Annotated in this window: 31 protein-coding genes, 1 tRNA gene, 1 pseudogene and 1 riboswitch; of the genes and pseudogenes, 27 read left to right on the forward strand and 6 right to left on the reverse strand. The window is 40.9% G+C overall.

The window, feature by feature from the left end:
- The first annotated feature begins 315 nt into the window (after positions 1 to 315).
- The 4 genes from ACYQ3Q_RS11940 to ACYQ3Q_RS11955 all read left to right on the forward strand — a co-directional run bounded on the left by ACYQ3Q_RS11940 (position 316) and on the right by ACYQ3Q_RS11955 (position 5,793).
- Entirely contained in the window at positions 316 to 3,021 is a 2,706-nt protein-coding gene (locus tag ACYQ3Q_RS11940) for an FAD-binding and (Fe-S)-binding domain-containing protein (protein ID WP_459928767.1), read from the forward strand.
- A gap of 333 nt (positions 3,022 to 3,354) precedes the next feature.
- Complete coding sequence (gene lgt / locus ACYQ3Q_RS11945) at positions 3,355 to 4,134, forward strand: prolipoprotein diacylglyceryl transferase (protein WP_459928768.1); 780 nt, start codon at positions 3,355 to 3,357, stop codon at positions 4,132 to 4,134.
- Positions 4,135 to 4,367: 233 nt separating this feature from the next.
- Complete coding sequence (locus ACYQ3Q_RS11950) at positions 4,368 to 5,270, forward strand: peptidase (RefSeq protein WP_459928769.1); 903 nt, start codon at positions 4,368 to 4,370, stop codon at positions 5,268 to 5,270.
- 370 nt (positions 5,271 to 5,640) lie between these two features.
- Positions 5,641 to 5,793 (forward strand): LysM peptidoglycan-binding domain-containing protein, encoded by a 153-nt coding sequence (locus ACYQ3Q_RS11955; RefSeq protein ID WP_459928770.1) that lies wholly within the window; start codon positions 5,641 to 5,643, stop codon positions 5,791 to 5,793.
- Between the two features lie 289 nt (positions 5,794 to 6,082).
- Here ACYQ3Q_RS11955 and ACYQ3Q_RS11960 read toward each other — a convergent pair whose 3' ends face one another.
- Complete coding sequence (locus ACYQ3Q_RS11960; protein WP_459928771.1) at positions 6,083 to 6,466, reverse strand: multicopper oxidase domain-containing protein; 384 nt, start codon at positions 6,464 to 6,466, stop codon at positions 6,083 to 6,085.
- 271 nt (positions 6,467 to 6,737) lie between these two features.
- Between ACYQ3Q_RS11960 and ACYQ3Q_RS11965 the strand changes: the two genes are divergently transcribed.
- Positions 6,738 to 6,956 carry a hypothetical protein gene (locus ACYQ3Q_RS11965; RefSeq protein ID WP_459928772.1) on the forward strand — a complete coding sequence of 73 codons (219 nt, stop codon included), beginning with the start codon at positions 6,738 to 6,740 and terminating at the stop codon, positions 6,954 to 6,956.
- A 190-nt stretch (positions 6,957 to 7,146) separates the two neighbouring features.
- Positions 7,147 to 7,286: riboswitch (cyclic di-AMP (ydaO/yuaA leader) on the forward strand.
- Between the two features lie 5 nt (positions 7,287 to 7,291).
- The gene (locus ACYQ3Q_RS11970) at positions 7,292 to 8,092 is read left to right on the forward strand and encodes a C40 family peptidase (RefSeq protein ID WP_459928773.1); all 801 of its coding nucleotides are present in this window, start codon (positions 7,292 to 7,294) and stop codon (positions 8,090 to 8,092) included.
- A 184-nt stretch (positions 8,093 to 8,276) separates the two neighbouring features.
- Here the strand turns inward: ACYQ3Q_RS11970 and ACYQ3Q_RS11975 are convergent.
- Positions 8,277 to 9,355 (reverse strand): annotated as a pseudogene (locus ACYQ3Q_RS11975) (sensor histidine kinase); the annotation flags it as partial.
- Between the two features lie 63 nt (positions 9,356 to 9,418).
- Positions 9,419 to 9,509 (reverse strand) — tRNA-Leu (locus tag ACYQ3Q_RS11980).
- Positions 9,510 to 9,926: 417 nt separating this feature from the next.
- Here ACYQ3Q_RS11980 and ACYQ3Q_RS11985 point away from each other — a divergent pair.
- From ACYQ3Q_RS11985 to ACYQ3Q_RS12035, 11 genes are all read left to right on the forward strand, one after another.
- Complete coding sequence (locus tag ACYQ3Q_RS11985) at positions 9,927 to 10,184, forward strand: toxin HicA (protein WP_459928774.1); 258 nt, start codon at positions 9,927 to 9,929, stop codon at positions 10,182 to 10,184.
- Positions 10,174 to 10,533, forward strand: coding sequence for a type II toxin-antitoxin system HicB family antitoxin (locus tag ACYQ3Q_RS11990; protein ID WP_459929033.1), 360 nt, complete (start codon positions 10,174 to 10,176; stop codon positions 10,531 to 10,533). The genes ACYQ3Q_RS11985 and ACYQ3Q_RS11990 overlap by 11 nt, the downstream gene beginning before the upstream one ends.
- Positions 10,534 to 10,584: 51 nt before the next feature.
- Positions 10,585 to 10,758 (forward strand): antitoxin VbhA family protein, encoded by a 174-nt coding sequence (locus ACYQ3Q_RS11995; RefSeq protein WP_459928775.1) that lies wholly within the window; start codon positions 10,585 to 10,587, stop codon positions 10,756 to 10,758.
- 95 nt (positions 10,759 to 10,853) lie between these two features.
- Positions 10,854 to 11,051, forward strand: coding sequence for a Fic family protein (locus ACYQ3Q_RS12000; protein WP_459928776.1), 198 nt, complete (start codon positions 10,854 to 10,856; stop codon positions 11,049 to 11,051).
- 224 nt (positions 11,052 to 11,275) lie between these two features.
- Positions 11,276 to 12,145, forward strand: a complete 870-nt coding sequence (locus ACYQ3Q_RS12005) for a hypothetical protein (RefSeq protein WP_459928777.1) — start codon at positions 11,276 to 11,278, stop codon at positions 12,143 to 12,145.
- A gap of 140 nt (positions 12,146 to 12,285) precedes the next feature.
- Positions 12,286 to 14,004, forward strand: coding sequence for an SWIM zinc finger family protein (locus ACYQ3Q_RS12010; protein ID WP_459928778.1), 1,719 nt, complete (start codon positions 12,286 to 12,288; stop codon positions 14,002 to 14,004).
- Between the two features lie 250 nt (positions 14,005 to 14,254).
- Positions 14,255 to 14,521: a type II toxin-antitoxin system Phd/YefM family antitoxin gene (locus tag ACYQ3Q_RS12015; RefSeq protein ID WP_459928779.1), complete on the forward strand. Its 267-nt coding sequence runs from the start codon at positions 14,255 to 14,257 to the stop codon at positions 14,519 to 14,521.
- Entirely contained in the window at positions 14,508 to 14,636 is a 129-nt protein-coding gene (locus ACYQ3Q_RS12020; RefSeq protein WP_459928780.1) for a hypothetical protein, read from the forward strand. Before ACYQ3Q_RS12015 ends, ACYQ3Q_RS12020 begins: the two co-directional genes overlap by 14 nt.
- Before the next feature lie 32 nt (positions 14,637 to 14,668).
- Positions 14,669 to 14,896 (forward strand): type II toxin-antitoxin system HicB family antitoxin, encoded by a 228-nt coding sequence (locus tag ACYQ3Q_RS12025; protein WP_459928781.1) that lies wholly within the window; start codon positions 14,669 to 14,671, stop codon positions 14,894 to 14,896.
- Positions 14,893 to 15,117, forward strand: a complete 225-nt coding sequence (locus ACYQ3Q_RS12030; RefSeq protein WP_459928782.1) for a type II toxin-antitoxin system HicA family toxin — start codon at positions 14,893 to 14,895, stop codon at positions 15,115 to 15,117. The genes ACYQ3Q_RS12025 and ACYQ3Q_RS12030 overlap by 4 nt, the downstream gene beginning before the upstream one ends.
- A gap of 625 nt (positions 15,118 to 15,742) precedes the next feature.
- On the forward strand, positions 15,743 to 15,973 hold the full coding sequence (locus ACYQ3Q_RS12035; protein WP_459928783.1) for a hypothetical protein: 231 nt from the start codon (positions 15,743 to 15,745) through the stop codon (positions 15,971 to 15,973).
- A 557-nt stretch (positions 15,974 to 16,530) separates the two neighbouring features.
- Here ACYQ3Q_RS12035 and ACYQ3Q_RS12040 read toward each other — a convergent pair.
- The 3 genes from ACYQ3Q_RS12040 to ACYQ3Q_RS12050 form a co-directional block, all read right to left on the reverse strand.
- Positions 16,531 to 17,049 carry a transposase gene (locus ACYQ3Q_RS12040; protein WP_459928784.1) on the reverse strand — a complete coding sequence of 173 codons (519 nt, stop codon included), beginning with the start codon at positions 17,047 to 17,049 and terminating at the stop codon, positions 16,531 to 16,533.
- A gap of 152 nt (positions 17,050 to 17,201) precedes the next feature.
- Positions 17,202 to 17,387, reverse strand: a complete 186-nt coding sequence (locus ACYQ3Q_RS12045; RefSeq protein WP_459928785.1) for a hypothetical protein — start codon at positions 17,385 to 17,387, stop codon at positions 17,202 to 17,204.
- 23 nt (positions 17,388 to 17,410) lie between these two features.
- Positions 17,411 to 18,373, reverse strand: coding sequence for a hypothetical protein (locus tag ACYQ3Q_RS12050; protein ID WP_459928786.1), 963 nt, complete (start codon positions 18,371 to 18,373; stop codon positions 17,411 to 17,413).
- A gap of 170 nt (positions 18,374 to 18,543) precedes the next feature.
- Between ACYQ3Q_RS12050 and ACYQ3Q_RS12055 the strand changes: the two genes are divergently transcribed.
- The 10 genes from ACYQ3Q_RS12055 (at position 18,544) to ACYQ3Q_RS12100 (ending at position 26,225) form a co-directional block, all read left to right on the forward strand.
- Positions 18,544 to 19,224: a GIY-YIG domain-containing protein gene (locus ACYQ3Q_RS12055; RefSeq protein ID WP_459928787.1), complete on the forward strand. Its 681-nt coding sequence runs from the start codon at positions 18,544 to 18,546 to the stop codon at positions 19,222 to 19,224.
- Positions 19,225 to 19,263: 39 nt separating this feature from the next.
- Positions 19,264 to 20,256, forward strand: a complete 993-nt coding sequence (locus ACYQ3Q_RS12060; protein WP_459928788.1) for a hypothetical protein — start codon at positions 19,264 to 19,266, stop codon at positions 20,254 to 20,256.
- A 26-nt stretch (positions 20,257 to 20,282) separates the two neighbouring features.
- Positions 20,283 to 21,005, forward strand: a complete 723-nt coding sequence (locus ACYQ3Q_RS12065) for a DUF2779 domain-containing protein (protein ID WP_459928789.1) — start codon at positions 20,283 to 20,285, stop codon at positions 21,003 to 21,005.
- Positions 21,006 to 21,170: 165 nt separating this feature from the next.
- On the forward strand, positions 21,171 to 21,302 hold the full coding sequence (locus ACYQ3Q_RS12070) for a hypothetical protein (protein WP_459928790.1): 132 nt from the start codon (positions 21,171 to 21,173) through the stop codon (positions 21,300 to 21,302).
- 426 nt (positions 21,303 to 21,728) lie between these two features.
- A complete protein-coding gene (locus tag ACYQ3Q_RS12075) occupies positions 21,729 to 21,986 on the forward strand; it encodes a hypothetical protein (protein WP_459928791.1) in 258 nt (85 codons plus the stop codon).
- Positions 21,979 to 23,076, forward strand: a complete 1,098-nt coding sequence (locus tag ACYQ3Q_RS12080; protein WP_459928792.1) for a HigA family addiction module antitoxin — start codon at positions 21,979 to 21,981, stop codon at positions 23,074 to 23,076. Before ACYQ3Q_RS12075 ends, ACYQ3Q_RS12080 begins: the two co-directional genes overlap by 8 nt.
- Positions 23,077 to 23,519: 443 nt before the next feature.
- Entirely contained in the window at positions 23,520 to 24,545 is a 1,026-nt protein-coding gene (locus ACYQ3Q_RS12085; RefSeq protein WP_459928793.1) for a macro domain-containing protein, read from the forward strand.
- Positions 24,546 to 24,623: 78 nt separating this feature from the next.
- Positions 24,624 to 25,145 (forward strand): vWA domain-containing protein, encoded by a 522-nt coding sequence (locus tag ACYQ3Q_RS12090; RefSeq protein WP_459928794.1) that lies wholly within the window; start codon positions 24,624 to 24,626, stop codon positions 25,143 to 25,145.
- Positions 25,146 to 25,405: 260 nt separating this feature from the next.
- Positions 25,406 to 25,600 (forward strand): antitoxin VbhA family protein, encoded by a 195-nt coding sequence (locus ACYQ3Q_RS12095; RefSeq protein ID WP_459928795.1) that lies wholly within the window; start codon positions 25,406 to 25,408, stop codon positions 25,598 to 25,600.
- A 1-nt stretch (position 25,601) separates the two neighbouring features.
- Complete coding sequence (locus ACYQ3Q_RS12100; protein WP_459928796.1) at positions 25,602 to 26,225, forward strand: Fic/DOC family protein; 624 nt, start codon at positions 25,602 to 25,604, stop codon at positions 26,223 to 26,225.
- Positions 26,226 to 26,342: the final 117 nt, after the last annotated feature.

The raw sequence follows: 26,342 nt of genomic DNA on the forward strand, positions 1-26,342 counted from the left end.
AAGCAACATGAGAATTTATTTCCTCTTGAGTTCCTAACTCGGGAGGTCTATTTTTTTGTATGAGGGCAGAGAAAACATAAATTTATTTAATTAGCGGGAAGGAATCAAAGAAATGATGTCGAAGTAGTTAGCGATGTTAAAAATAAGTTCATTTAATTTGAACTAATGGTTCAAAAATAGGGTGTTAAAGGAAGGGGTAGATTGGTGGAAATAAGCACACATTGAGGATTGCTTATTATTTTTTTAAACATTTATTAAGTATTTGTGTAAAATATTTAATCTGGTGAAGCGGTAAATTGAAAGGAGCACAATAAAATGAAACAAAACCTAACAATGGTTCAAATGTCCAAAATTCAGGAGATATTTAGTGATCGAGTGCGCTTTAATAGAGTTGAAAGAGTGGTTTACTCGCATGATATGGGGATCATGCCTGAACAAATTCGGGCAATGATTGGATGTACTCCGGATGGCGTTGTTCAACCCACAAGTGTGGGTGAAGTTATAGCGTTTGCCAAACTCGCTAAGGAAGAAAAAATTCCCGTTGTACCCAGAGGTGCAGGAACTGCAGGGTTTGGAGGCAGTGTTCCGGTAAAGGCCGGAATTGTTGTGGACTTCGTCAGAATGAACAAGATCCTAGATATTAATACGGAAAACATGACGGCTACGGTTGAACCTGGCGTAATCTGGAGCAATTTGGAGAAGGAGTTAAGCAATCGCGGATTAACATTGCGGTCGTTTCCCTCGAGTTCAAACAGTTCGACAGTTGCTGGTTGGGTTGCTCAGGGAGGGAGCGGGTATGGCAGTTATGAATTTGGTGACTGTCTTCAGAATATCGTTTCGTTGGAGATGGTGTTACCCAATGGCCAATTAAACACGTTTGTTGGCGAGGATTTGTTCCAGGTTTACAGTTTATGCGGTATCACGGGATTGATTGTGAGCGTTACAGTTCGGGCACGGGAAAAAGATGAAGAGAGTGTGATCCTCTCGGCATTTCCGAACATGCAAAGCGCTTCTGGATTCTTGAAAGCCCTCTCGGAGAAAAATGTGCAGCTCTGGAACGTCGGCCTATCCACACCAGCTTATGTTTCCCTCAAACAAAAGGCCCTTGAACATTATGTCTTACCAGAAGACCAGTATTTGGTCACTATGGTTTTCCCAAAACCCCGTCGGTCTACTGTAGAGAACCCGATTCGGGAGCTCACAACAAAGTATAGTGGAAAAGTCATGCGCGAGAAATTAGCCGTTGAGGAATGGGATGATAAGTTTTATCCCATGCGTTTTAAAAAGCTTGGCCCGACCTTAGTCGCCAGTGAGGTAGTCATTCCAATTACAGAAGTTGCTGCCTTTGTCGAAGAAGTCGAACGTAAATTCAAAGGGGAATTTGCCCTTGAGGGAACAATGGTTGGGCATGACCAAATATCGATATTGGGTTTTATGCTTTCAGACGAACGAAAGCTTGGTTTTCCGCTGGCTTACGCTTGTGCCTTGGATGTTATGGATAGTGGTGAAAAACATGGGGGTAAAGTCTTTAGCGTCGGGATGTACTTTACCGATCGCGCCAAAACATTCTATGGTGAAGAGCTCCTAAAAAATATTTGGAACTTTAAACAATTTGTCGACCCCGAGGGGAACATGAATCCTGGCAAGATAATTCCTATCTCAATGGATAAACAATCCCCAACAAAGATGCTTTCCGCGGCCATGAAAGTTGCGAATGCTGGGAGTGGCCTGATTGGGCTTGCCGGGCGTTTACTCATGAAGTGGCAAGGGAATGATTTTACCTCACCGCTCGATGACGAGCTGACGGATGACACGTTCGCTTGCGCGCAATGCGGCTATTGTCGCAATGTTTGTACGGTATTTGATGCTATTCCCTGGGAAAGTAACTCTCCACGTGGCAAATACTTTATTCTTAACCAACATATCAAGGGTAAACTTCCGATGGACGACGAAGTTGGAAAGGCACTTTATCCGTGTACGACGTGTAAAAAATGTGATTCGGTTTGCCAAATTCGTGCGCATAATGCCCACCACTGGATGGCGTTACGTTACGAATTCAACAAGAATAAACTACAGAATACTGGCCTTGGAATCATCCGTGACAACGTGCTTAATACGGGTAACTTCTGGGGCGTCCCAGCGGAAGAGCGCTTAAAGTGGCTGGATGTTCCAACAGAAACCCATGGTAAAATCGCGTATTGGTCCGGTTGCTGGGCAGGCACGATCATGGACAATATGGCGCAAAACGCGACCCGGATTATGGATCATCTCGGAGTTCCTTTTGTTCATTTCCGGGAGCGGGAACGCTGCTGTGGACTTTATTTAACCTTAGGAGGATATAAGAAAGACTTCCAGAACCTTGTTCGAGAGAACTTGGAGATGTTTAAAGAAGCCGGTATCGAGACAATTATTTTTTCCTGCCCAGGCTGCTATGCGACGTTTAACGAAAACTATCAGCAAATGGCGTTGGAAATGGGGCTTGAATGTAACATTCGCTTTAAGCATATCACTGTATTTTTAAGCGAGCTTATCGCGGATGGGCGACTGAAGTTTACGGACCCTCTTAGCAACACGATTACCTATCATGATTCCTGTCATGTTGGGCGTTGGTTTGGGCACTATGATGAACCTCGAAGTGTTATTCGCGCTATTCCGGGCATTGAATTTCGCGAAATGGAACACATCAAAGAAGAAGGGTTATGTTGTGGACTCGTTTCTGCGTTTGACTCCTTGCCCACGGTTGCTCAAAGCGGAATGAAACGCGTTGAGGAAGCGGTTGCAACTGGTTCGGAATACCTCGTGACTAACTGTGCGGGGTGTGGATCACAATTTAACGCAACCTGTCACGCCATGGGAACAGAGGTCCAGCAAATGGATTTAACCGAACTCGTCGCCCGAGCACTCGGTATCCCGACAATGGATCCTACAGAAAAAGTCGGAGTCTATATGGCTCAATGTGTTGAAATGCTCAAGGATAGTGTACTGGCCCCCATTGTTGTTCCGGCAGAGGCCAAAAAATAGGTTATATTGTTTAAATCCCTACGGTCATTTTAGGAAGGGGCTGTAACACAACTTGGTTTAATAGTTGTGTTACAGCCCTTTGCAATTTGCGCACATTTTTGCAAAGTGCTTGGCGAATGAACTATTAGTTCATAATGGTTCAGGGAAAGCTCTTTGATAAGTGAAAATATTATAGGGCTTTTCCCATTAGAATCAATAAGAGATGTTAAAAGTAAACCTTTAATATTCATAAGATATTCACAACTTATTCATCAAATAGTCCAATAAATATAGTAGGATTTAGTCATGCTAATTTGGAAGTTAAAAATTATTCTGAGAGGGGGAACACAGAATTTGTTACAAACTTTATTCAGCATCGGGGGATTTTCTCTTAGATCTTACGGTGTAGTGGTTGCCATTGCGATATTAATTGGTTTAGGGGTAGCTTATCACTTGGCCTCTTCTGAAAAGGAATACCGCCAGCATCTTTTGGACTTGTTGGTCTTTGCTGTGATTGGTGCCATTATTGGAGCACGTGTTTGGCAAGTCTTTTTCTACGAGTGGGACTATTATTCCCTCCATCTCGTCGATATTTTTATGATATGGCATGGCGGCATGGCTATTCAAGGAGCTCTAGTGGGGGCTTTTATTGTGGGATGGATCTATACTCGTAAGCATCAGCTTGATTTTTGGAGGATGGCTGATATTGCCGCCCCTGGGATTATCTTAGGGCAGGGAATTGGAAGAATTGCTTGCTTTCTCAATGGGGATGCCTTTGGTAGCCCGACTAACCAAGGTTTTGGCCTGGTTTATCCCTCGGGAACTCCGGCTTATGCAGCCTATGGTAGCCAACCCCTATGGCCAGCAGAGGTATGGGAAGGGCAATGGGACATAGTTGTTTTTGCTCAGATTATAATCTTTTCGCGTTGGCGTAATTGGCCGAGGGGTATCCTCTTTTTAACCTATATTGTGCTCTATTCACTGGGACGGTTCGGACTAGAATTTTTACGTGGAGATGGCGCACGCTATCTTTTCAATTGGACTTCAGCACAGTGGAGTAGTGTGGGGATGATTGTCATAGCCCTTTTTTCTGCCGCTGTTCTGACTTTGCCAAGGAGTATGACGGAAAAATAAATGCCAAGATTGTGCAAAATTAAAGGAGGTCGAACGTTTATGTGGCAGTTCTTAATCCCTTTCTTCTTGGCTTAATTCAAAGCCTTTTTATGTTTTATCGAATCCGAGAGTAAAATTCATGACAAATTCATAACTCATTCACAGCATATTCGAATTGATTAGATATACTTTGAGACATGAAGACAGAGTTGCTGTGAAGATATGCATAGACGAAATTAAAGGAGGAAAAAAGGATGAATAAGACAAAATGGATTGTAGGACTTTCAATTGCAGGCGTGATGGCGCTTGCGGGTACGGCTTTCGCCCTAACCTCTGGGTCAGTTGCCGCGAAATCTGTAGGCCAAACCCTTGGATTCATGCAGACTGTTGATACCTCGAATGTGGTTACCACTCCAGGACCCAACGGATACAGTGGTGGTTATGGCATGATGGGAGGTCAAGGTGTCAATGGATACGGTGGAGGCTATGGCATGATGGGTGGCCAGGGTGTCAATGGATACGGTGGAGGTTATGGCATGATGGGTGGCCAGGGTGTCAATGGATACGGTGGCGGGTATGGCATGATGGGTGGTCAAGGTGGTAATGGATATGGTGGTGGTTACGGTATGATGGGCGGTGGCTATGATGCCAAAAGCTTAGGTGTTGACCTAACAAACGGTGAAGTCACCACATCTGATCAAGCAGTAGCCATTGCTAAGGCTTATACACAAAAATCCAACCATGACGTTGTTGTAGCCGAACTTCATGAATTTTCAAATGGATATGAAGTAGAGCTCAAGGAGGGAGCGACAGGGGCTAAAGCCTATGAAGTGATGGTTTACAAGAATGGCGGACAGATCATTACTGAAATAGGTCCGAATATTATGTGGAATACAAAATATGGACATATGAATTGGGGGAATAACGGGGCGGTTACGGTCAGTGAAGAACAAGCTACGAATAACGCTCAAGAGTTCGTAGCCAAATTGGGCCAAGGATATTCAATCGGGAAACCAGAACTAGCGCCTGGTTACTATGAGTTCATGATTCAGAAAGACGGTAAGGATTACGCGGAACTTGATGTTAATGGATATACGGGTCAGGCTTGGTTCGAAAACTGGCAGGGACCTATTATTAATACTATCGCTGCAAAGTAAAAAGGGAATTAGCCATCGAAAGCAACAAAAGGGCAGTGACTCCTTCAGGGAGAAATTGTCCTTTTGGCATCGTTATGGGATTAGACATAAGAAATAAATGTATAAAGAGTGTACTGTCATTGTCTTATTCTAGTCCAAACCTGTTCAAGGTTATGGTACCTAAGTTTTTATAGTTCGTATTATTGTTTAACGTTTTACGCAGAGATAGCCGGGCTTTGTGTAATCGCCATTTTACTAACTCCACGGAGCAATCTAAAATCTCGGAAACTTCCTTTGTTAATGTAGAATAAATATAATGTTATATATGGCCGTGCACTTCTTAATTTTGCCTAGAATATTATGGATCAAATTGGTAAAAGGAGTGCTGACCATGAAGATGATGTTTCATACTGTAAAGCAAGGGGATACCCTTTGGAAAATTGCTCATCACCACCACACTACCGTTCATCATTTGCTTCACATTAATCCTTCGATAAAGAATCCTGATCTGATATATGTAGGTCAGAGATTAAAAGTTCATTAACAAATTTTAATCAAGAATCTAAAAAATCCGTAACTTTAAGGGGGGTGTCTCACAAAGGCATCCCCTTAAAGTTACTTCATCTGGCCCAGATCATTGCAATTTTTAACAGTAGAATCAACCTTTTTTCCTCCAACTGCTTCCTTTAGAGAATAACCGTTTGGAGACGCACAAAAAGTGGATGGTTAAAGCATAACTGTAGTAATAGTGGTAACGCATGGCCTGCCACTATATGGGTAAACATCAGCACGAATTAAACACAAGCGTAGCAAACTTATCGGGCGACTTTAACTTATTTTGCCACTATACTTGTCATCATACCGCCATCCTCATGGTCAAGTATATGGCAGTGCAGCATCCACGTTCCTGGATTAGTCATGGTGAAGGCAATATCCACATACTCGCCGGCAGGCACATTAAGAGTATCCTTCCTAGTCTCTCGCTCGGGTTTTCTACCGTTCAAAGAAACAATCTGGAACCCGGTTCCGTGAATGTGAATAGGATGATCCATTTTTTCTGCTGTAGTTACATCCTTGTTCCACAAACGAATTTTAACAACCTGACCTAACTTTACTTCTATAGGGTCAGTATCGGGATAGGACTTGCCGTTAATGGTCCAGCGAACCATGCTATCCTCAGAACCGGGTTCAGTGGCTGGCATGGGCATAGCCGTCATATCATGTCCCCCAGGGCTAGTGGGCATGCTTGGCGTGGGAATGGATTAAACAGAACTTGGGATGGGCATTCGTTTACAATAACACAGGGATTCCCTTGGCCGCCGGTATTCTGTATCCTTTCACAGGACTTCTGGTTAGCCCAGAACTAGCTTCCTTTTTATGGCCATGAGTTCGGTATCCGTGACGATGAACACGCTTCTTTTAAAACGCTACCAACCATCGTTCCGGAGAGAACAGATGAAAACAGCACACTAAGGAGGAGGTATTACTATGAGCGAGTTAGAAGCAAAAGCCGCTAGGCAGTCTTCAGTGGTCTATACAGCACTTTCGCTGGCTATAACTCTTATTTTTCTGGTCATCACTTGGTTGAACGGAAATACCTATACTGCTGTGGCTAGGATGCGGGGCATGATTTGGGTTTTCACCTTGAGTATGATTGTCTTAATGCCGATCGTTATCCCGGCGGTGAAGAAAAAAATAATGGGTTAAAGAGCGTAACTGCCCTTTTCAAGTTGGGTTCCGCGTTCATAGGAAATTCATAGTTGTGTAGTATCATTAAGGGTGTTTACTAGGAGGTTAAGATTGTTCTTTGTAAGTGGCAGGGGAAGGAGGGTTTCATACGTTATGCCAAATGCAAAGTAGATCACTCTAAAATTACACTCTTTGAAACAAACTTAATAAAGGTAAGATGCTTAATCTGAGTTTCATAAGCTCAGAACGGGGGATTTCATGTGGGGTGAATCATGTTCAGGACATGTAGGGCTTACACCTTTAGCCCGAATCCGTCAACTAACCTCGTAAGCAAAGAAAGGTGGATAAACTGAGTGTTAATTCCCAAGAAAAAATGGCTTAGTGGGGTCGCTCTTGCAGGTGTTCTTTTATCAAGTAGTTTGACTTGGGTAGCCCCTTCTCAGGCTGCAATTCTCGATTCTCAGGATGTTCCAATGGTTAGATCCGTGCAAACTACCTTACTCAAAAATCCTCCTTCGTCAGCTTCCCCATCGAAAGTATATTCTCAAAGAGTGAGTGAGGCATTTAATTGGACACCTGCTATCGAGGTCAAAGCGAACGTGGCACAAATACCTGAAAGTAATAATGTTCCTGACGAAAAGAAAACGTCAACTCCTGCTGAAAAGAAAACTCCGGCTTCGGTGGGAAAGACGACCCAAAAACCGGAGACCGTTAAAAAGCCCAGCGCTCCTTCTCAGAAGGTGGCCTCTGGGACTAAACAGGTTCCAGTATCCCAAGTGTCTAGGGGAAGTTTAGATGTGGACAAGCTCATTAGCCGTGCCTTAAGTTTACAAGGAATTCCTTATGTTTGGGGCGGAACGAGTCTGAAAGGATTTGATTGTTCAGGATTTGTGCAATATGTGTTCAAAGCTTCCGGGATTACACTACCTCGAGTTGCTGCAGATCAGTACAAACTTGGCACACCTGTCGGCCGTAATGAGTTAAGACCCGGAGATCTCGTTTTCTTCCAAACCTATGCCCCTGGTGCTACGGATGTGAGGATATATATTGGTGGAGGGCGTACAATCGGAGCTGCTAGTAAAGGAGTAGATATTCAGAGTTTGTCGGATAGCTATTGGGCAAAACGTTATCTAGGCGCTCGACGGATTCAATAAGAAAAAATTCAGTCCATTAATTATTAAGGCCGTAGAAGATGTTGGTTATAAAGTCGTAAATAGTTAATGACAATAAGCTGAGATCCATATATATTCTAAGGCAGATTTAACTGTGGCAACAGATTCTTGTCCATGAGTTGGTGAATCTGATATCGCAAATGTTCTAATAGAAGTGGCTGAGGAACTATTCCTCAGCCACTTCTATCTTTTTAGGAAGTTTGACAATGAATTCAGTCTCACGCCCGACTTCACTCTGTACGGCGATCGTGCCTTGATGGAGGTCCGTAATCTGGCGGATCAGCGCCAGACCAATTCCAGTTCCCCCTGTCTCGCGGGTCCGAGATTTATCGGCCCGGTAAAATCGTTCAAATATTAAAGGGAGATCGTCTTTAGGGATGCCCATACGTGTTTCTAATCTTAATTTCTGCATAATCCGGCGTTTGTGTAAGGGCAACGGTAATCTGACCGCCTGAGTTGGAGTACCGATAGGCATTATGCACTAGATTGTAAAAATAGTCGGGTCAGAAGGCGCTCGTCCCCGTACATAGTCACAGGTTCCTTAGCGGTGTTCCAATTTAGAGTTAATTCTTTTTCATGGATGAGGGGGTTGAGACTGCGAATAATTTTTTCAAGAAGATGCTTTAAGTCCACAGGTTCGAGGATTAACTGTAAAGCACCGATTTCAGCAACATTTAAGTCTTTAAGATCGCTGGACAAGTCAACTAATCGGTCAATCTCCTCATGAATGGAGGAAAGATTTTCTTGATTAGCTGGAAGAACGTTGTCTTGGAAGCCTTCAATATAGCTTTTGATCGAGGTTAAGGGGGTGCGCAGTTCGTGGGCGATATCGGCGGTAAACTGTTTGCGGAGGGTTTCTTGGCGGTCCAAATTATCTGCCATCGCATTAAAAGCGTTCGCCAGTTGCCCTACTTCGTCTTTAGAGCGAAGGTCAACGCGTTCGTCGAGGTGCCCATGTCCAATACGATTGGCTGCTTGCATTAATCGTCTCAGCGGAGCGACGAGTTGGCGGCTTGTAAAGTAACTGAGAATAATCCCAAATAGAAGCGCCAATCCTCCTGCGAAGAGCAGAGAGCGGAAGACTGCGGATTGGAAGTGGACATCTTGGGGATTGAGAATCTGTGCGGTTGCTGGGTAGCGGACCTCTGCAGTGGCTAAAGTCCCGAGGGGTCCTGACACAGTAAAGCTTTTTGTTTTTCAACAAGTCGTGGAATAGGTGGACATACCCATACTCATACCCATGTTCATACCACCGGAAAAAGTCAACAAAGGCAAAAGAAAAAAGGCCCGAAGGCCTTTGATATCAAGTGGTGCGGTCAAGAGGACTTGAACCTCCACGTCCTTGCGAACACTAGAACCTGAATCTAGAATTGTGTCATGACTGACACCGCATCATCGCTAGGCTGAGTAAATCGACGAAAATAGAAGGTTAAAATTTATTTATGCTAAGTTTGTATAACTGCATGACACTAATTCACTTGTTTTACCTATGTGTGTGTGTAAAATGTGTGTACACACACGGACAAAAATGAGCTGAGGAATGTTATCCCAAGCAGTTCCATATTGAAGTGCAAAAACAGAAATCACGCATGTAATCACTACCACTATCTAACCATGATTAACCTCTTTATTCAATTACATTATCACTTAGTAGTTTATCGCCTGTGCTTTAAGTGCTCCGTTATAGTAATGAGATTTCATACAAGTGACGCTCGGGTTTTATATTAAACCTAAGCGCCAGTTACTTTTTGATAATCGAAAAGTAACTAAATACATTTGATATTTGCCACTATATATGGTACTATTTTTATAGGAGGTGAAGCTGTTGAGCAAGCTTAAAAAGCTACTCGAACGTATTCGTAATAATCCTAAACATGTAAGATTCGAAGAATTGGACAAAATATTAATCCATTTCGGATTTACTCGACGTCAATCATCCAAAGGCACCAGTCACTATTACTACACAAAGGGAGAGAAGCTTCTCTCGGTACCATTTCACAAACCACATATTAAAGCTACATACGTTGAGCGGGCCATCGAACTGTTGGAAGGAGAGATTAATGATGACGAATAAAGGGTTTGACTATTACTTAGCTCTCCCGTATAAATACGCTTTATACCCGGCTGAAGAGGGTGGGTATGTTATTGAAATACCTGATCTGCCTGGTTGCATTACCCAAGCTGAGACCGCTGATGAAGCATTGGCTATGATCGAGGATGCCAAAAGGGGATGGATAGAGATAGCTTTGGAACAAGGCATCGAAATTCCTGAACCAGTCAAAGAAGACTACTCAGGGAAATTTAATGTGCGGGTCCCAAAGAGTCTTCACAAATATTTATCTGAGCTCGCCAAAAAAGAAAATATAAGCCTAAATCAATTAATTCTTTATCATCTTTCGAGGAGTGCCGGATTTAAAGGCTGATAGAATTCACATCCTGATAAATTTAAGGAATTATAGATGGTGGGTAAACATATGAGCACACAAAAAGAAAAGGCGTGGGATTACGCCTTAGGGATCATTAAAGTTGATGGCTTAGAGCCGTCGCCGGAGTTTTTGGAACTTGTAGAAAAAGAAAAGCGGGGTGAAATCACAACAAACGACATAATCAAAACCTTGAATGAGAGATACAAAATGAAAGAATCATAAATATCGAAAAATCGGAGCCTGTACTAGGTGGAATCTCTATTGAGTATTCGGAATTTAAGGATATTGAAATTATGGCCTCTTCCGTTCTGTCAAAGATGAAAGAGGTGAATTGGAGAAGATTTTCACTTAATGAAAAAGCAGAAGCTCTGTCAAAATACATGGCAGAATTATGGAAAGTACATATTTTTCGTGAGGGCAATACAAGAACGATCGTGACATTTGTCTGCCAGTATACAGAAAGCATAGGCTGTTTAAATGAATGGAAATCTAAGTTAAGAATGGAAAGGGTATAGCAAAACTCACTTCTTTAAAAGAAGACAAGGTGGAAATTATGAAGTCGTTTTTTAGTTCCCTCTCTAATGATATCTCTTTAGAACAGTCAAGAGAGGAAAGGCTAAAGAAATATGAACGTACTGATTGATACAAATGTCAGCAAGAGCGGGCGGTTGAGTCAGGGCAAGATATAATGGGATGTGTAACATTTGGTGGGTAGAAACTAGAAATATTGGAGAGAGAAATGTCAAAGAAAAAACGCAGAAGTGGCCATTACTGCAAAATTTGTTCTGAATATAAATCGAATGAGAGCTTTTCGGGTAAGGGTCATGCAAATCATATATGTAGAAGATGCAGTAAAAAGTCTCCAACTGAGCAAGCTGCAGATATAACCTTGAATAGACTTTTTAACATGCCCTTCAGAAAGCTTAGCCCGGCAGAAAAGAGCTGGCTTGAAAACAGACTTCATGATCAGCGTGAAGAAGTTAAATCGGCTGCTCAGGAGATATATAGGCTTTTGTATCCACACGCGGAGCGAAATAATAGGAAAAAGCAGCTTCATATCAACAAGTTGAGTTTCAGGATACATTCCAAGGTTTATGAAGAGCTGCGCGATGTACAAAATGCCAAACTGTTCGAAGCAGATAAAGTGAGTAATAACATTGTTCAAACGGAGTTTGCGAGTGACGGCTCTCCTGCAAGCAGACAGGAAAAATTTATGTTAGATATCGATATGGCTAAATTCCTGAAATGGATAGTACATTCTCTCGAAATATTCGAATGGGAGCAAGATTACGGCCAGAATAATAACAGCTTTAATGTGCTTGGTGATGATCAAATATATTCTGACGAATTTGATTGCTTTGAAGAATGCATGATAGATATTGAAAAAGAAATTGATAATGTAGAACCAGAGACAATCACATGGAATGTCGAGGTTTATTATTCTAATGGCATAATACAGAAAACAAGTGGAACGCATGTTTATCTGCCAGAAAAGGTAGAAGAGCTTTATTGGGGTTTTCAGGAATTTTTTGCTCCAGCTTATTCTAAAGAGGAAGAATGCGAAGAAGACATGGAGCTACAGACAGATATTGATGACTTACCATTCTGACTATCTTAATATCTATGACTGAAATTCAGAGGGTCATTGATTATTTACTGAAAGAGGGAAAAATATTTTAACACAATCTAATCCTACTTAAAAGATAAAAATTCAGGCCTGAGAAGATAGAACGAGGGTGGGTGGTAACAATGAATCTTCACAACTTTGAAAACTATATCGAGAAAAAGATACTGGCAAGGGGCTATGACTACTACGAGAATAATTATGTAACGTCAGTTGAAGAAACTGAGGAGAATGTCTTTGAGGTAGAGGTTGAAGGCACTGAGCTCTACACGGTGGAGGTCGAACTTGATGATCAGGCGAACATCATCGATACCCAATGCGATTGTCCCTATGATATGGGCGATTATTGCAAACATCAGGTAGCAACATTTCTTGCTGTACGGGATATAAAAAACAATCTATCCAAAGAATATAACCAGATATCCCAAGATAGTGGGGATTCAGAATCCATACTCAAAGTTCCGAAAAAAATAAAAGCGCCTAATATCGAAAAAATACTTTCTGACAGAACCAAAGAGGAACTGGTTGAATTTTTGCTAGATATCGTTACAGAATATGAAGAAATTAAACGGCGAATTGAACTGAATTTTGATGATGGAAATGATGAGGCTGAACTATCCAAGGCCATTGCGCTGATTCGTACCTATATCAATAACAATTCAGACAGACATGGATTTGTAGCGTACGGAGATACCGGTGAAGCTGTCAGGGGGGCGGATCTGGTGCTGGAAAAGGCCCATTTTGCTTTAGAAAAGAATAAGCCAGTGCAGGCTTTACAGCTTAGCCTATGTGTAATCCAGGAGATGATGGATTTACTTCAAGGCGCAGATGACTCGGACGGTGTAATCGGTGGAGTAATTGAGGAAAGCTTAGCCTTTATTGATGAAATGAGTGGGGATAAAGAACTAAAACCAATTCATAAAGAAACTTTGTTTAATAAACTGATCGAAGAAGCATCCCATCGACAATACAATGGTTGGACGGATTGGAGGATAGACCTTCTGGAAAGCTGTTCAGAGCTTGCTGACACTTCGGATTTAAGAGGCAAATTGGAAAAATATTTAAGCTTAATGCTGGAAAATGAAAAAGGAGATTCATGGGGTGTCAATTACTTAGCTGAGCGAGTTAATCTCATCCGATATCATTTGGTTGAAAAACATGACGGGCAGAAAAAAGCACAGGAGTTTATTGGAAATAACCTTCAATACTCCAACTTTAGGGAAATGGCAATCAAAAGCGCTATGAACAAAAAGGATTATGACTATGTCATCAAGCTTACCCTTGATGGGGAGGACAAGGATAAAAGCCTGCGAGGACTGGTAAGCCAGTGGAAGAAATATAGGCACGAAGCCTTTAAACTTTCCGGGAAGCTGGATGAACAGCGTGGAATGGCAACGGATTTTATTCTGGACGGAAGCTTCGATTATTACGAGGAATTGAAAAACACCTATGCTACCAATGAGTGGCCATCTGTTTACCCCAAGATCATTTTTTTATTGGAAAACCAGAAGAAAACTCATCAGGATGTCTACACCCGTATACTGATAGAAGAAGGGGAAAAACAAAAATTACTTGAGTACGTTCAAGGAAGTCCATCATCGGTCGAGATTTATTACAGGCATCTTATTCCTGAATTCAAGGAAGAGGTTTACCTGCTCTTTCTGCAACATATTGAGCAGAGTGCTGCAAGAGCAGGTAACAGGAAAGATTATCAGAGGGTTTGTGCCATTATTCGTAATCTTAAAAAAGCTGGTGGGAAAGAATGGGCATCGGAAATCATACAGAAGCTTTTTAACAAATATGCCAATAGACCGGCATTTAGGGATGAGTTATCTAGAGTATAAATGTGGAATCAATCTGCACATCTCTTATCGGATGATGTTGAGTTTATCAATTCATATAAACTTCAAGGAGAGCAGCTAGTAGTATTCTTTGGCGACGTTAGAGGGTATAAAGCCTTTGTAGAGTATTGGAATTCAAAGCTGTGAGCTATATTGTTAGATATGAAGTATTTTCATTAGAGGAATCTTAACGTTTTGGTTTGTATATAATTATGCTATAATAACAGCATAATAAGCGCGAGGTGATAAAGATATGCCACAAATTAGGCCGATAACAGATTTGAGAAATACTAATGAAATTTCTGAAATATGCCATAAACTGGACCAGCCTATATTTATTACCAAAAACGGGTACGGTGATCTGGTTGTAATGAGTATAGAAACCTATGAGCGACAGCTTGCGATTGTCGATGTATACAAGAAGCTTGCTGAGGCTGAATCACAGATTGCACAAGGTATGCCTCTATTAGATGGAGAAGAGGTTTTTAAAAAGCTGAGGGATAAATATGTCGGAAAATAATTTCAGTTTAAAGTTTACACCAAAAGCGAATGAGGACTTAGAACAAATTTACAGCTATATCTCAGGAAAGCTTTTTGCTGAAATTGCTGCGGATAATCTGCTGGAAAGAATTTGAGATACAATAATAAGCTAACGGAGGTCATGATGATGGAAAAAAGTTTTAAGGTGATTCTTGAGTGGGACGATGAAACAAAAGTTTATGTTGTGACGGTACCAGGACTTCCGGGGTGCGTTACCCAAGGCAATAATCGGAAAGAAGCCCTTGAACGGATACAGGAAGCGATAGAAGGTCATATTGAGGCTTTAAATCTAATCGGCATGCCGGTCCCGAAAGGGAATGTAGAGTTCGATGAAGTGCGGGTGCATGTATCGTGAGTAGGCTCCCGAGGATCACGGGCAAAGTATTAGTTGCTACTCTAGAAAGACTGGGATTTAAAGTTATTAGGGTAAATGGTAGCCACCATCATCTACATAAACTCGGTAGTAATTTAGTAACTGTGCCCGTTCACTCGGGAGAGATACTTAGCCCAATGGTCATCAAAAGTGTTTTAAAGCAAGCTGGTCTCGACGTAGATGAACTAATTGAGTTGTTATAGAGATAAAAGGTGAATAGACCTTCTGGAAAGCTGTTCTGAGCTTGCGGGCACTTCGAATTTACAAAGCAAATTGGAATTTCATTTGCGCCACAAAAAGGGAAATCGACAAAAATGACAGTAAAGCAGAGGCACTGAGCACTGACCCTGATGCCTAGTAACATGCCAATTATATTTGTAACCACGTTCCCCTATACTGTGAAGTGTAGGGGAATTCTTTGGACATGAGATGTTTTAAACGGAAGCAATCTGTAAAACAGCAGACTATGCTATGATTCGTGAGATAAGGTTGGAGTGTGATGGCTATGAACGTTTTGTTATCTTTCTCACAGGTTATAATTGAGTTATTGAATCGTAATCGAGCGAATAACTTTCGAAACTCCTACTACTTCTAGAGGAATATAAAGACACATGTGGAATGATAGAATGTTATTGAGGTACATTGTGAGCTTATGGTACATGAGGCAACAGTCGCAATGAAGCCGCACCAGACGTTCTTAATGAAACGGCAGTTGCCGTCTATCGTTTGAGGGCAATCGCTCGCTCTTATCCTACAGTCGAGCGGGGAGAATGTCGCATCCCCCCCGAATATGGTTTTCATATGACCGTTTTGAGTTGGTTCTAGAAGGTGTTTGCAAGAAATGTGAGCCTAAGAAATGCAGAAGCTTGTATTATGAGGCTTGAAAGCCTTAACATCTATGAAATAATCGCGTTAAAAGTTACGCCTGCGAATATAGATAAATTGCTAGAAGATTACGCAGAAACCCTATTAAGTGAAGATAGAAAGAGGTTAATAAAACTATTTTTGCTTGAAAAGGTTAATTTAATGGCTGAGATAATTGGAAGAGAGGAGGCGTAAAATGTCTGTTAAAGATGGTAGAGATTATCTTTTACTTATTTGGAAAGAACCAAAATCAAGAAGAAGATATCTTGTTGGTGAGTTATCTAAAAAGGATCAATTTGAATTTACATAAAATAATGAGGTTCACGAGGCCATAGAAGATGGATTTGAAATGCTCATTGCTTTTCCGGAAATTGATAAGTTATATAAAAGCGACAAGCTATCTCCTGTTTTCGCGAGTAGATTGCCAGATCCAAAGAGAAAGGGCATTGAAGCCATTCTTAAAAATACGGTTTAGCTGAGTACGATGCCTATAAGCTTCTCAAGAGAAGTGGGGTGTATTATTCCTGCAATTCGCAGACAATTTCTTCCACTGCAATTATGTTGATATGACAAGAAAAAACTTATAATGAATTGACTTAAAGACAAACCAAAACTAATTTTTTGTAACACAAATTAGGCTGGTCAAAAAATACACCTCGCCAAATATCAGCTCAATCTCTATTTTTTTAGGAAATCGTCTTAATGTACGCAATCACCCCTTTCAATGCGATTGTCAAGGTATAAATGTTGTTTTAAGTTCCTGGATAGTCTACACAGCAGGTTTCATACCACTGAATAACACAGGTATCAATTTGTTGAATGGCAGCTTCACTTAATATTTTAATCAGATCAAGGGGTTCGGGTAAATCAAACGTTTTACGTAAAAGTTTGTTGAGTTCAGTGTCTCTAGCTACGGCATATGTTTTAACACCCAAAGGTAAAATTTCCCCTTCAACTAGGAGCATATCCCCCATACTTTCCTGTATTTTTTTCTCTGTCGTCTTTATTCCCGCTTTTTCTGCGTAGGATCGCAAAAAAGTGAGCATAAAGTAGGCAATAATCTTCAAAAAGATATAGGCGTCAATCCGTTCCGGTCGTTGGTATATGATCCTCTCTAAATCTAAGATCCCTTTCATATCCTTAAAATCTACCTCTACCTGATCTCTGCTGCGGTATTTTTTAACCAGTTGATTGTCATTCACTTGCCCTTTTTTGTAATTGGTCAGTAGCGCGAATATCCCGTCATATTTTTCTTCGGCACATAGAGCCATCTCATCCCATAACCAAGTTAGGGATATGATGCCGCTTTCACCTTCAGAAAGAGTGCACTTTACGAACTTTTTGATATTGGGATAAGCTTTAAGCCGTTCGTCTAGTTTAATCTGACAATGCTTAAGCGCTCGAAATTTCCGAAGATTTAGTTTTAGGTAAACTCGTTCAGTGCTTCTTCCAACTTCACTTTTTCGGTGTCTCTTCTAAACTTCTCATGGCTTGCGTTTAATTCATGACGATAAAACACACATCGTACCTCTATTTCCACCGTCTGAATAGAACCCTTGGGACGACGCTTCTGACCCGGTTCAAGATCAGGCTTTATAATGTCCTTCAAGATCCACGTGGTCTCAAACGCTGTCAAGGGCGGTGTGATTTTTCCACTCGCTTCTCTTGTAGAACAATAGGTGATCGGCTTCCATAGCCCCTGGTCCCATGCACTTTGAATGCGCTCGTTATTTCTCTTGATGAAAGACCCATTTTAAGTGGAGAGACCCAGTAAACCATCCGTTCATTTTGATGTTCCATTAAAAATCGTATGTTGCTTGCGGTAGGATAGATTCTGTCCATCAAAAACTCGACTGCACCTTCATCGGCAATTTTGTGGACGCTGTTATACACATCCGGCAAGGTAGTCGGATCACTGGTACTTCCAGGGAGTACTCCAAAACCGACCGGCATTCTTGAACCCGAGGCTATGACGAGGCTTACGATCAGTTGGGAAAACGAATCCCTTCCACGTCCGGGGACGACCTTTGGGGCATCCTTAAAGTTTCCGGATAATTGCAAAAGTGTCGTGTCTAAAATGAATTTATTAAGGGGTATGCCTGTTTTTTTACTGGAATCCATCACTAAGTTATACAGAACTTCCTCCATAGCCTTTTTGTCCCCACCCAATTCAGTCATTGCCCTTCCGAAACGATCATCATTTAATAGTTTAGGCTCTATCCCAAGCAAGGGTCCGGTTTGCCACTTTTCTCCCATTTTTTCAAATTGATAAGCCCGTGTAATATGTCGTGGGCAGGCGATCATGTCGGCGACAAGAAGGCTTAGAACTATACCGATACTTGGTGTTAATGAAGACTTTTCCGGATCTTGGTAATGCTCCTTTAATTTCTCGATGGATGTATGTTCTTCACCCAGTAACTGATCGACATATCTTGCAAAGCCCACATACTCAAGTATGTGCATTCCCATTAAAATCGCTCCTGCAGGGGATGCGTCGATTTCGTTTGAAATCGTTAATTGGGGGATTAACTGGTTCTGTGCTTTTTGGGGTAGTTGCTTCATGATTGACAACATAATAGTACCTATATCTTTCATGCGATACACCCCACTGAACAAACTATAAAATGACGGTTATTATTTGACCTCATAGTCCTGCCTCCTCGTTTTTGCACAGTATTCTGAGATCTATCATATAATTTTGTTTGCAGGTTGGCCAGCGACAGAATGACAATTATGTTAAATTATTACTTTTTACTGAGTTTTATTTGCGAAATGCAGGATATTTAGATATTTGGACACTGGATATGTCTAACAAGAAGAACACAGCTAATATCGACAAAGTAAAAGAGGCGGAGATTGAAAACGCCGTTAGTGATTACTTGCAAAATAATATTTCCTTTGTATGCTTCCCCATTTACAATAAAGAAACAAGGCTGCGACTTGAAGAAGCACTGATTTCTCTCCTGAACAGTTCAGACGATTTTTATCCCGATATTAACTGGCTCGGAAGATTTAGTCCTGTGGATAGAATTTGTCGGAGTGGTTTGTGGTTAACACAGGGGCTAGATGCGGAACCGTTAAAAGCAGAGGAGTTAGGATTTATAAAGGATAGTGTTAGATTTAGACAGATGTCGCATCCGATGCATATAACGACGAATAAGAAAAAAGCTTCTCCAGTTTTGGCTAAAATGGAGAAGCCGTTAACTTCGAATATGTCAGTGTCGGAAGTAAGGAACTACATATCCAATCTTTTGCAGCAGAAGAAGGCAGCTGGAGAAAGCACTTGTATCTTACGAGCAGGCGATTTACAAAAGGAATTGGGGCTTGTAAATGCAACGCCGACGGTTTGTGATGCAATGACTAAGAAAATCAACTATGAATATGATATTATCTTTGCGCCACCTAAAGGGAAATCGACAAGACTGACAGTAAAGTACTATTTATGATTGTAGATAGGAAATTACGAAAGTAGAAGGATACATAAGATGAAAATTGAAATAGGTGAATCTTTACTTTTATCTTGGCTAAAGCATATTAAAGAATGCCAGCTTGTTCAAACGAACTGGAAAGCATCATATAAATGGGAACTAAAAAATAAAGAGACGCTTGAGCAGATAATGAGAACCTCCACCCAATTATTTTCTCAAAAATATGGATATGACATTTATAAGGGGAATAAGTCAATTGATCAGCTTCTCGGTCAGGCTGAAATTGATGTGATAGGCATTAACTATGAGGAAAATCAAAGCCAGATCTATGCAATTGATGTAGCGTTTCATGAAGCTGGTCTGAATTATGGCTCAAAGGATGAGACGGTAACAAGGGTGATAAAAAAATGCTTGAGAACGGCAATGTGCATATATGGATACTTTAGCTTCAGCACAGGAACAATAATTTTTACGTCTCCGAAAATTAATCCTTCGGTAGAGCAGGCTTTGATGAATTGTGTTGATGACATCAGTCTTGTTTTGCAAGATATAGGACTAAACTACAAAATACGAATTATTGGAAACGATGATTTCAGCGAGAAAATACTTGAACCCGTACTAAATGTATTAGGAGATGTGGCGGATACATCAGAACTATTTATGCGTAGCTTACAGATGTATAATTTGTTTGCCGCGAAAAGGCCTAAACAGGTTAGAACTCAAAGAGTACCTAATGCAAGAAAAATTACCCCGGAGCTTGAAGCGATAGAATCAGAAGGTATGGATGGACTTGAGGAAATGAAAATCGGGGTTATTGTTAGAACTGTTCTTAGGAAGATTCTCGAAGATGGTAGAGTTCCACCAGAAGAAATTGAGAAAATGCAAACCAAGGAATATTCCAAAGAAACCTTTGACATCCAATTCCCACTGCTACAGAAGGCTACGTTAAGTCAAGGGAAAAGCCCTGCAAGATATTATTCATCTCCACTAAAAGTATTTGGTGAAGAATATTTTCTTTGTTCCGAGTGGTACGAGGTCCGCAGGACATAATGCATTTTTATTGGCCATCATCAGATATGCAGAAACTATACATTTACAAAGAGGATATTTCACCAAAGGATGATGAAAAGCTGGGTATTTCGTCCAGTGATAGGCAATGGCTGCAAGTAATAAAAGCTCAAAGCCATGACGCGACCCATTGGATCGATTCAGAAAATCTATACCGTGAAATGAGTGCGTGGGTTTATCCACTGCATTTCATTGATTTCGAAACTTCCATGGTTGCGATTCCCTTCAATAAAGGCAGACGTCCTTATGAAGGAATTGCCTTTCAGTTTTCCCATCATGTAGCTCACAAAGACGGGCAGATTGAACATCGCGGACAATATCTTAACACTGCACCAGGGGTATTCCCCAACTATGATTTTCTCAGAAAACTGAAAAACGAATTAGCACAGGATCAAGGAAGCATTTTCCGTTACGCTGCGCACGAAAACACTTACTTAAACATGATTTATCGGCAATTGAGGGAAGACCAAGAGGATATTCCCGACAGGGAGGAATTATGTAGCTTTATTCGTACCATTACAACTCCAGTGAATAAGAGTAAAGAGTGGGAGGCAGGGCCCCGTAATATGATCGATATGTGCGAACTGGTCAAGCGTTATTATTATGATCCAGCCACGAAGGGCTCGAATTCCATTAAGCAGGTTTTGCCAGCGATTCTGAATAGTTCACGATTCTTACAAAAAAATACGCCGACCCTATTTATGGTGCAGATGGCGGTATCCCTAGTTTGAATTATAGAAACTGGAAATGGATTGAGTACGTCGAAGACAGGGTGCTTGATCCATATAAACTATTGCCAAATATGTTTCAGGATATTTCAGAAAAAAATTTCGCAGTGTTGAGCGATAGTGATGAGTTGCGTGATGGGGGGGGCTGCGTTAACAGCTTATGCTCGAATGCAATTTGAAGAGATGTCTAAATATGAGCGTACGGAAATTGAGAAAGCATTGTTGAAATATTGCGAATTGGATACATTGGCAATGGTTATGATTTATGAGGGTTGGAAGGATTTAATTTACCCGAAATAATAAAAGGTTTGAAGGAAAATATATCAAATTGTCCCCCGAGGATTCCAATCACAACGCCAGTGACATTCAAAGCGCGGTTTCAATATCAAACAGCCTGTTGAAACAATAACCCTTTGTCGGTCTGAACGATTTCCTGACGCTTGAATTAAGCGTCTTTTTTTATTCATATCATATTTGGTGGAGGAATTTGGCAACTCATGAAGAATCATTGTAGGGATGTGAATTATGGAACAATTGAATAGCATTATAAGGCAAATTGTATAGATATATATGAAAAAAATATTACCAAAAAGGTAAAATTAATTGCATTACATAAAGGGGTGGAATATAATAAACATAGAATATAGAAGTAGTAAACTTCAAAAGCAATGTTCAGATTACAGTTTAGTTAAAAAAGATTTTGGGGTTGAGGTTGCAGATAAGCTATTGAGTTTAATCAATTTCCTGGATAATGCTAAGAATCTAATGGATATTGCTGTCATGCGCATATATCATTTGCATCCGTTAGAGGGAAAGAAAAAGGGTCAATTTGCTTTGGATTTAGGGCGAAGATTAGGATGGCGTTTAATTGTCATTCCATTGGATCATGAAGGTAATAGATGGAGCACTACCGAAGATGTCAACATTATATACAAATCAACCACAGCAATTTTAGTCTGGGAGGTGACAAAACATTATGAGTAAAGCTGAATATAAAGAGCTAATAGCTTTTCATCCAGGGTACTATCTAAAAGAGATTATTGAAGATATGGGGATTACCCAAGACGAGTTTGCTAAAAGATTGGAAACAAGTGGGAAAAATTTAAGCGATTTGTTAAATGGGAAAAGCAAATTATCGAATGAAATTGCTTTAAAGCTTTCTATTATGTTTGGCACATCTGCAGATGTGTGGCTTAACTTGCAAAAAACTTATAATGAGAAAGTTATAGAAATTGAACGCAGAAAAATTGAGGATTATGAAGCAGGTTGTGCTCAATTTATAGACTACTCTTATTTCATTGATTTAGGAGTAGTACCAATAGTAAGAAAATCAGCAGAAAAAGCTAAAGAGTTATTGAAATATTTTAAGATAGCATCATTTAAGGTCTTGAAGACCACCGACTTTCTAGTTAATTATAGAACGGCCGTTTCAATCATCAATGAGAAAAACGTAATTAATTCAAATGCTTGGGTTCAAACCGCTCTAAACATTGGTCAACAGATACACACAGAGTCATTCGATTTAAAAAAGCTTAATAGTCATTTGCAAGAAATTAGAAAAATGACGTTACAGAATCCTGTGGATTTTTCGCCAAGATTGACAGAAATCTTTGCATCTTGTGGTGTTGCATTTGTTGTTCTACCACACTTGAAAAATTCCGGTGTTAATGGGGCAGTAAAATGGATTAATAAAGAAAAGGTAATATTGGCGATCAACAATAGAAGGAAGTATGCAGATATATTTTGGTTCTCTTTGTTCCATGAAATTGGTCATGTCTTACAGAGAAAAATCACAATGCTAATAGTTGGCATAGATGTTGAAGAAATGGATGAAACAAATAAAATCTTAGAAAGAGAAGCGGATGATTTTGCCAGAAATTATTTATTACCAATGGACCATTATAGTGAATTCTTGAGCGGTAAAGATTATTCAGAAGGGGCTATAAGGCGATTTGCAAATAAAATTGATATACATCCTGGTATTGTAGTTGGTCGGTTACAAATAGAAGAACACATTGGATTTGAACGTGTTAATGGGCTTAGAGAAAAATATATTATCCACCAGAAAAAATAGTAAAGAAAAGTGGGCTATTATGAAAAAGAAATCAAAGCTAGTCAGTAAGCCTAGAACAAGATCTCTCTTCAATACTGGCACACGCCCCCATAAATCAAATAAAGACTACACACGAAAAATTAAATATAAGCAAACGACCTCTGAAGATGGAGAGCAATAGTAGAACCCCTGGTTATCAAGTTGTCGCTGCCAGTTATGCTAGGTTTTGTGCGTGGGAAGTTTTTAGAAATAGATTGCGTAAGGTTGTTGCTTGCTCATGGGGGGCGTGTTTTGATCGCATATGGTGATGCTATTTCATGTTTGTTGGATTTATGAATAAGTAATGCCGCCTGATTGTTAGGCGGCATTGTGAATTAAATGCTTAGATGAGCAGGAATACTAGCTGTCATAAAAGAAGTAACCGGTCCGATACCTAGTAATCCGTGAAAGGAGAATCCCTACTTATGCCACTGGAAATAATCCGAAACGATATCACCAAACTATCCGTTGATGCCATAGTCAACGCCGCAAATTCTGCCCTGAAAATAGGCGGTGGGGTATGTGGAGCAATTTTCGCTGCTGCCGGGGCTGAAAAGCTGCAAGCAGAATGCGACAGCATCGGAACGTGCCAAGTTGGCGAAGCGGTTATTACAAGTGGCTACAGCCTTACTGCCCAACACATCATCCACACGGTCGGACCGATTTGGCGTGGTGGTAGTGCGGGCGAGGCACAGCTGTTACATAACTGCTATACCAACTCGCTGACCCTGGCCTTGCAGCATGGGTTCGAATCCATCGCCTTTCCCCTGATCTCCTCCGGGATCTATGGGTACCCGAAAGACCAGGCGCTTCAGATTGCCATTTCAGCCATCAGCGAATTCCTCTTAAACCATGATATGAATGTTCATTTGGTGGTCTATGATAAGAAAGCCTTTATGCTGAGCGCCAAACTTTTTTCGGACATAGAACGATACATTGACGATCACTACGTGGAAGAACACCGGCATCGTGTCAGAGACCGAGTGATCGAGGCTTATGAATACCAACAGCTAGAAGAATTACAAACGATTTGCCAGGAAAGTGTTTCTTGCCCCTCCGCCCCAGCCCTGCCACAAGGGAAAAGGCGTTTAGAGGATGTGCTAGAACAATTGGAGGAGTCGTTTCCTCAAAGGTTGCTACGGCTCATTGATGAGAAGGGCTTGACCGATGTAGAAACCTATAAACGAGCCAATATCGACCGCAAGCTCTTTTCCAAAATCCGCAGCGGAAAAGGTTATAACCCTAGCAGGGTTACAGCGATAGCTTTTGCCATCGCTCTCGAGCTCAATTTGGACGAAACCCATGATCTACTGGGTAAAGCCGGCTACACTTTGTCGCGTAGCAACAAGTTTGATCTCATCATCGAGTACTTCATCGACGAAGGCAATTACAACATCTTTGAGGTCAACGAAGCCTTGTTTGCTTTTGACCAAGTTTTGATCGGAGGCTAATTGTCGTTTTGAAAGCGACCTATTAGCCTTCTAACTTTGTTATCCTTTAATCATCAAGGAAGAAAAGGGGATAACAAAATGACAACAAACATAACTGAATTGGTCTTTATCCTGGATAAGAGCGGTTCCATGTCAGGGCTAGAGAGCGACACCATCGGTGGCTACAATGCCCTGCTTAGTAAACAGCAGAAGGAGCCTGGTGAAGCGATTGTCACGACGGTGCTGTTCGATGATAGCGACGAACTTCTCCATGATCGAATCAACAGCAAGGGCATCCACCCGATGACAGAGAAAGAATACTATGTTGGCGGTAGCACTGCACTCCTGGATGCTATCGGAAAGACCATTCATAAGATTAGCAACGTACAGCGGCATACTAGCAAGGACCAACGAGCGGACAAGGTGGTGATGGTGATCACAACCGATGGTATGGAAAATGCCAGTCGTGAGTACACCCCTGCAGCAATCAAGAAAATGGTTGAACGGCAGAAAGAAAAATACGGATGGGAAGTCATTTTCTTGGGAGCCAATATTGATGCCGTTTCTGCAGCTGCAAAGGTTGGGATCAGTGCTGATAGAGCTGCGAACTATCAGCACTGATGGTGAGGGTACGAGGCTGAATTACGTAGCAGTTAGCCATGTCGTCAGCGAAATTCGGGCTAACAGACCCATTGCTGATAGTTGGAAAGCGGAGATGGATGAAGATTTTGCACGTCGTAACAAAAATCGGTAAGAGAATTAAGTAGCTATAGACTATGGGGCAGTCGATAAAGATTGGTCTGAATATCTTATAGAAAGTATTCCGACTAAATTGTCTTTGAGCTTAAAATTGCATATAATAGTATCAAGAGGTGATTGTATTGGCAAGGAAAACTCCAAGAGCGGCAACGAATAATCGGGTGATTTCTGGTGTAAGGGCATCGATGGCTTTTGAAGGATTAAAGGCAAGTACACATGCGCAGGCAATCGGAAAACGGTACCTCGAAGATAAGATCAGCAGTGGGGAAGCTGTCGCAGGCATAAAGGCTAGGCACGCTTCTAAATTTGGACGCTAAAATGAAAAGTGGCAGTGGCTTTTCAAAGTACGATTCTAAAGAAATTAGCCGGTCTGTCTATTACTATAAAGATTTTGATGTATTGATTAATAAAGAAAACATTAAGGATGCAAATGCCTTAGCTGAATATGAAGCTGATATGACAATGCTTCGGCAATACCAGCTTGAAAAAGAACAGATAGTGAAAGGTAGATTTGGAAGCACCCACTTAAAAAGAATACATGGGTATATCTTTCAAGACATCTATCCTTTTGCTGGCAAATTAAGGACTGAGAATATTGAGAAGGGTTCTACATTTTTCTGTAAAAGCCAGTTTATTGAGGAAAACTTAAATTCTACATTTAGTAACCTAGCAAAGGACAGATATTTAGTAAGTTTGAATCCGGAGGAATTTTCTCAGAAGGTAGCTTATTACATGTCTGAACTAAATATGATACATCCATTTAGAGAAGGTAATGGTCGAAGCATTCGAGAGTTTATTCGAGAATTGGCTATGAACTGTAATTATATAATCAACTGGTCTTTAATTGAGAAAGAAACTTTATTAGAAGCTACAATAATTGCTGTTAACAAAGATTTACAACCGTTGAAGAAGTGTATTTTGCAAGTCATTGAAAATAAGTAAATTGAAGAATATTTTAGTAAAGCATCTGAGAAGGTGCTTTTTTCCATGCCCGATTCTTATAACTGAAATTACAAAGTTATAGAGCAATACGGTATACTGATGAGCACTGTGTGATAA

It is taken from the genome of Desulfosporosinus burensis (genome assembly GCF_054657535.1).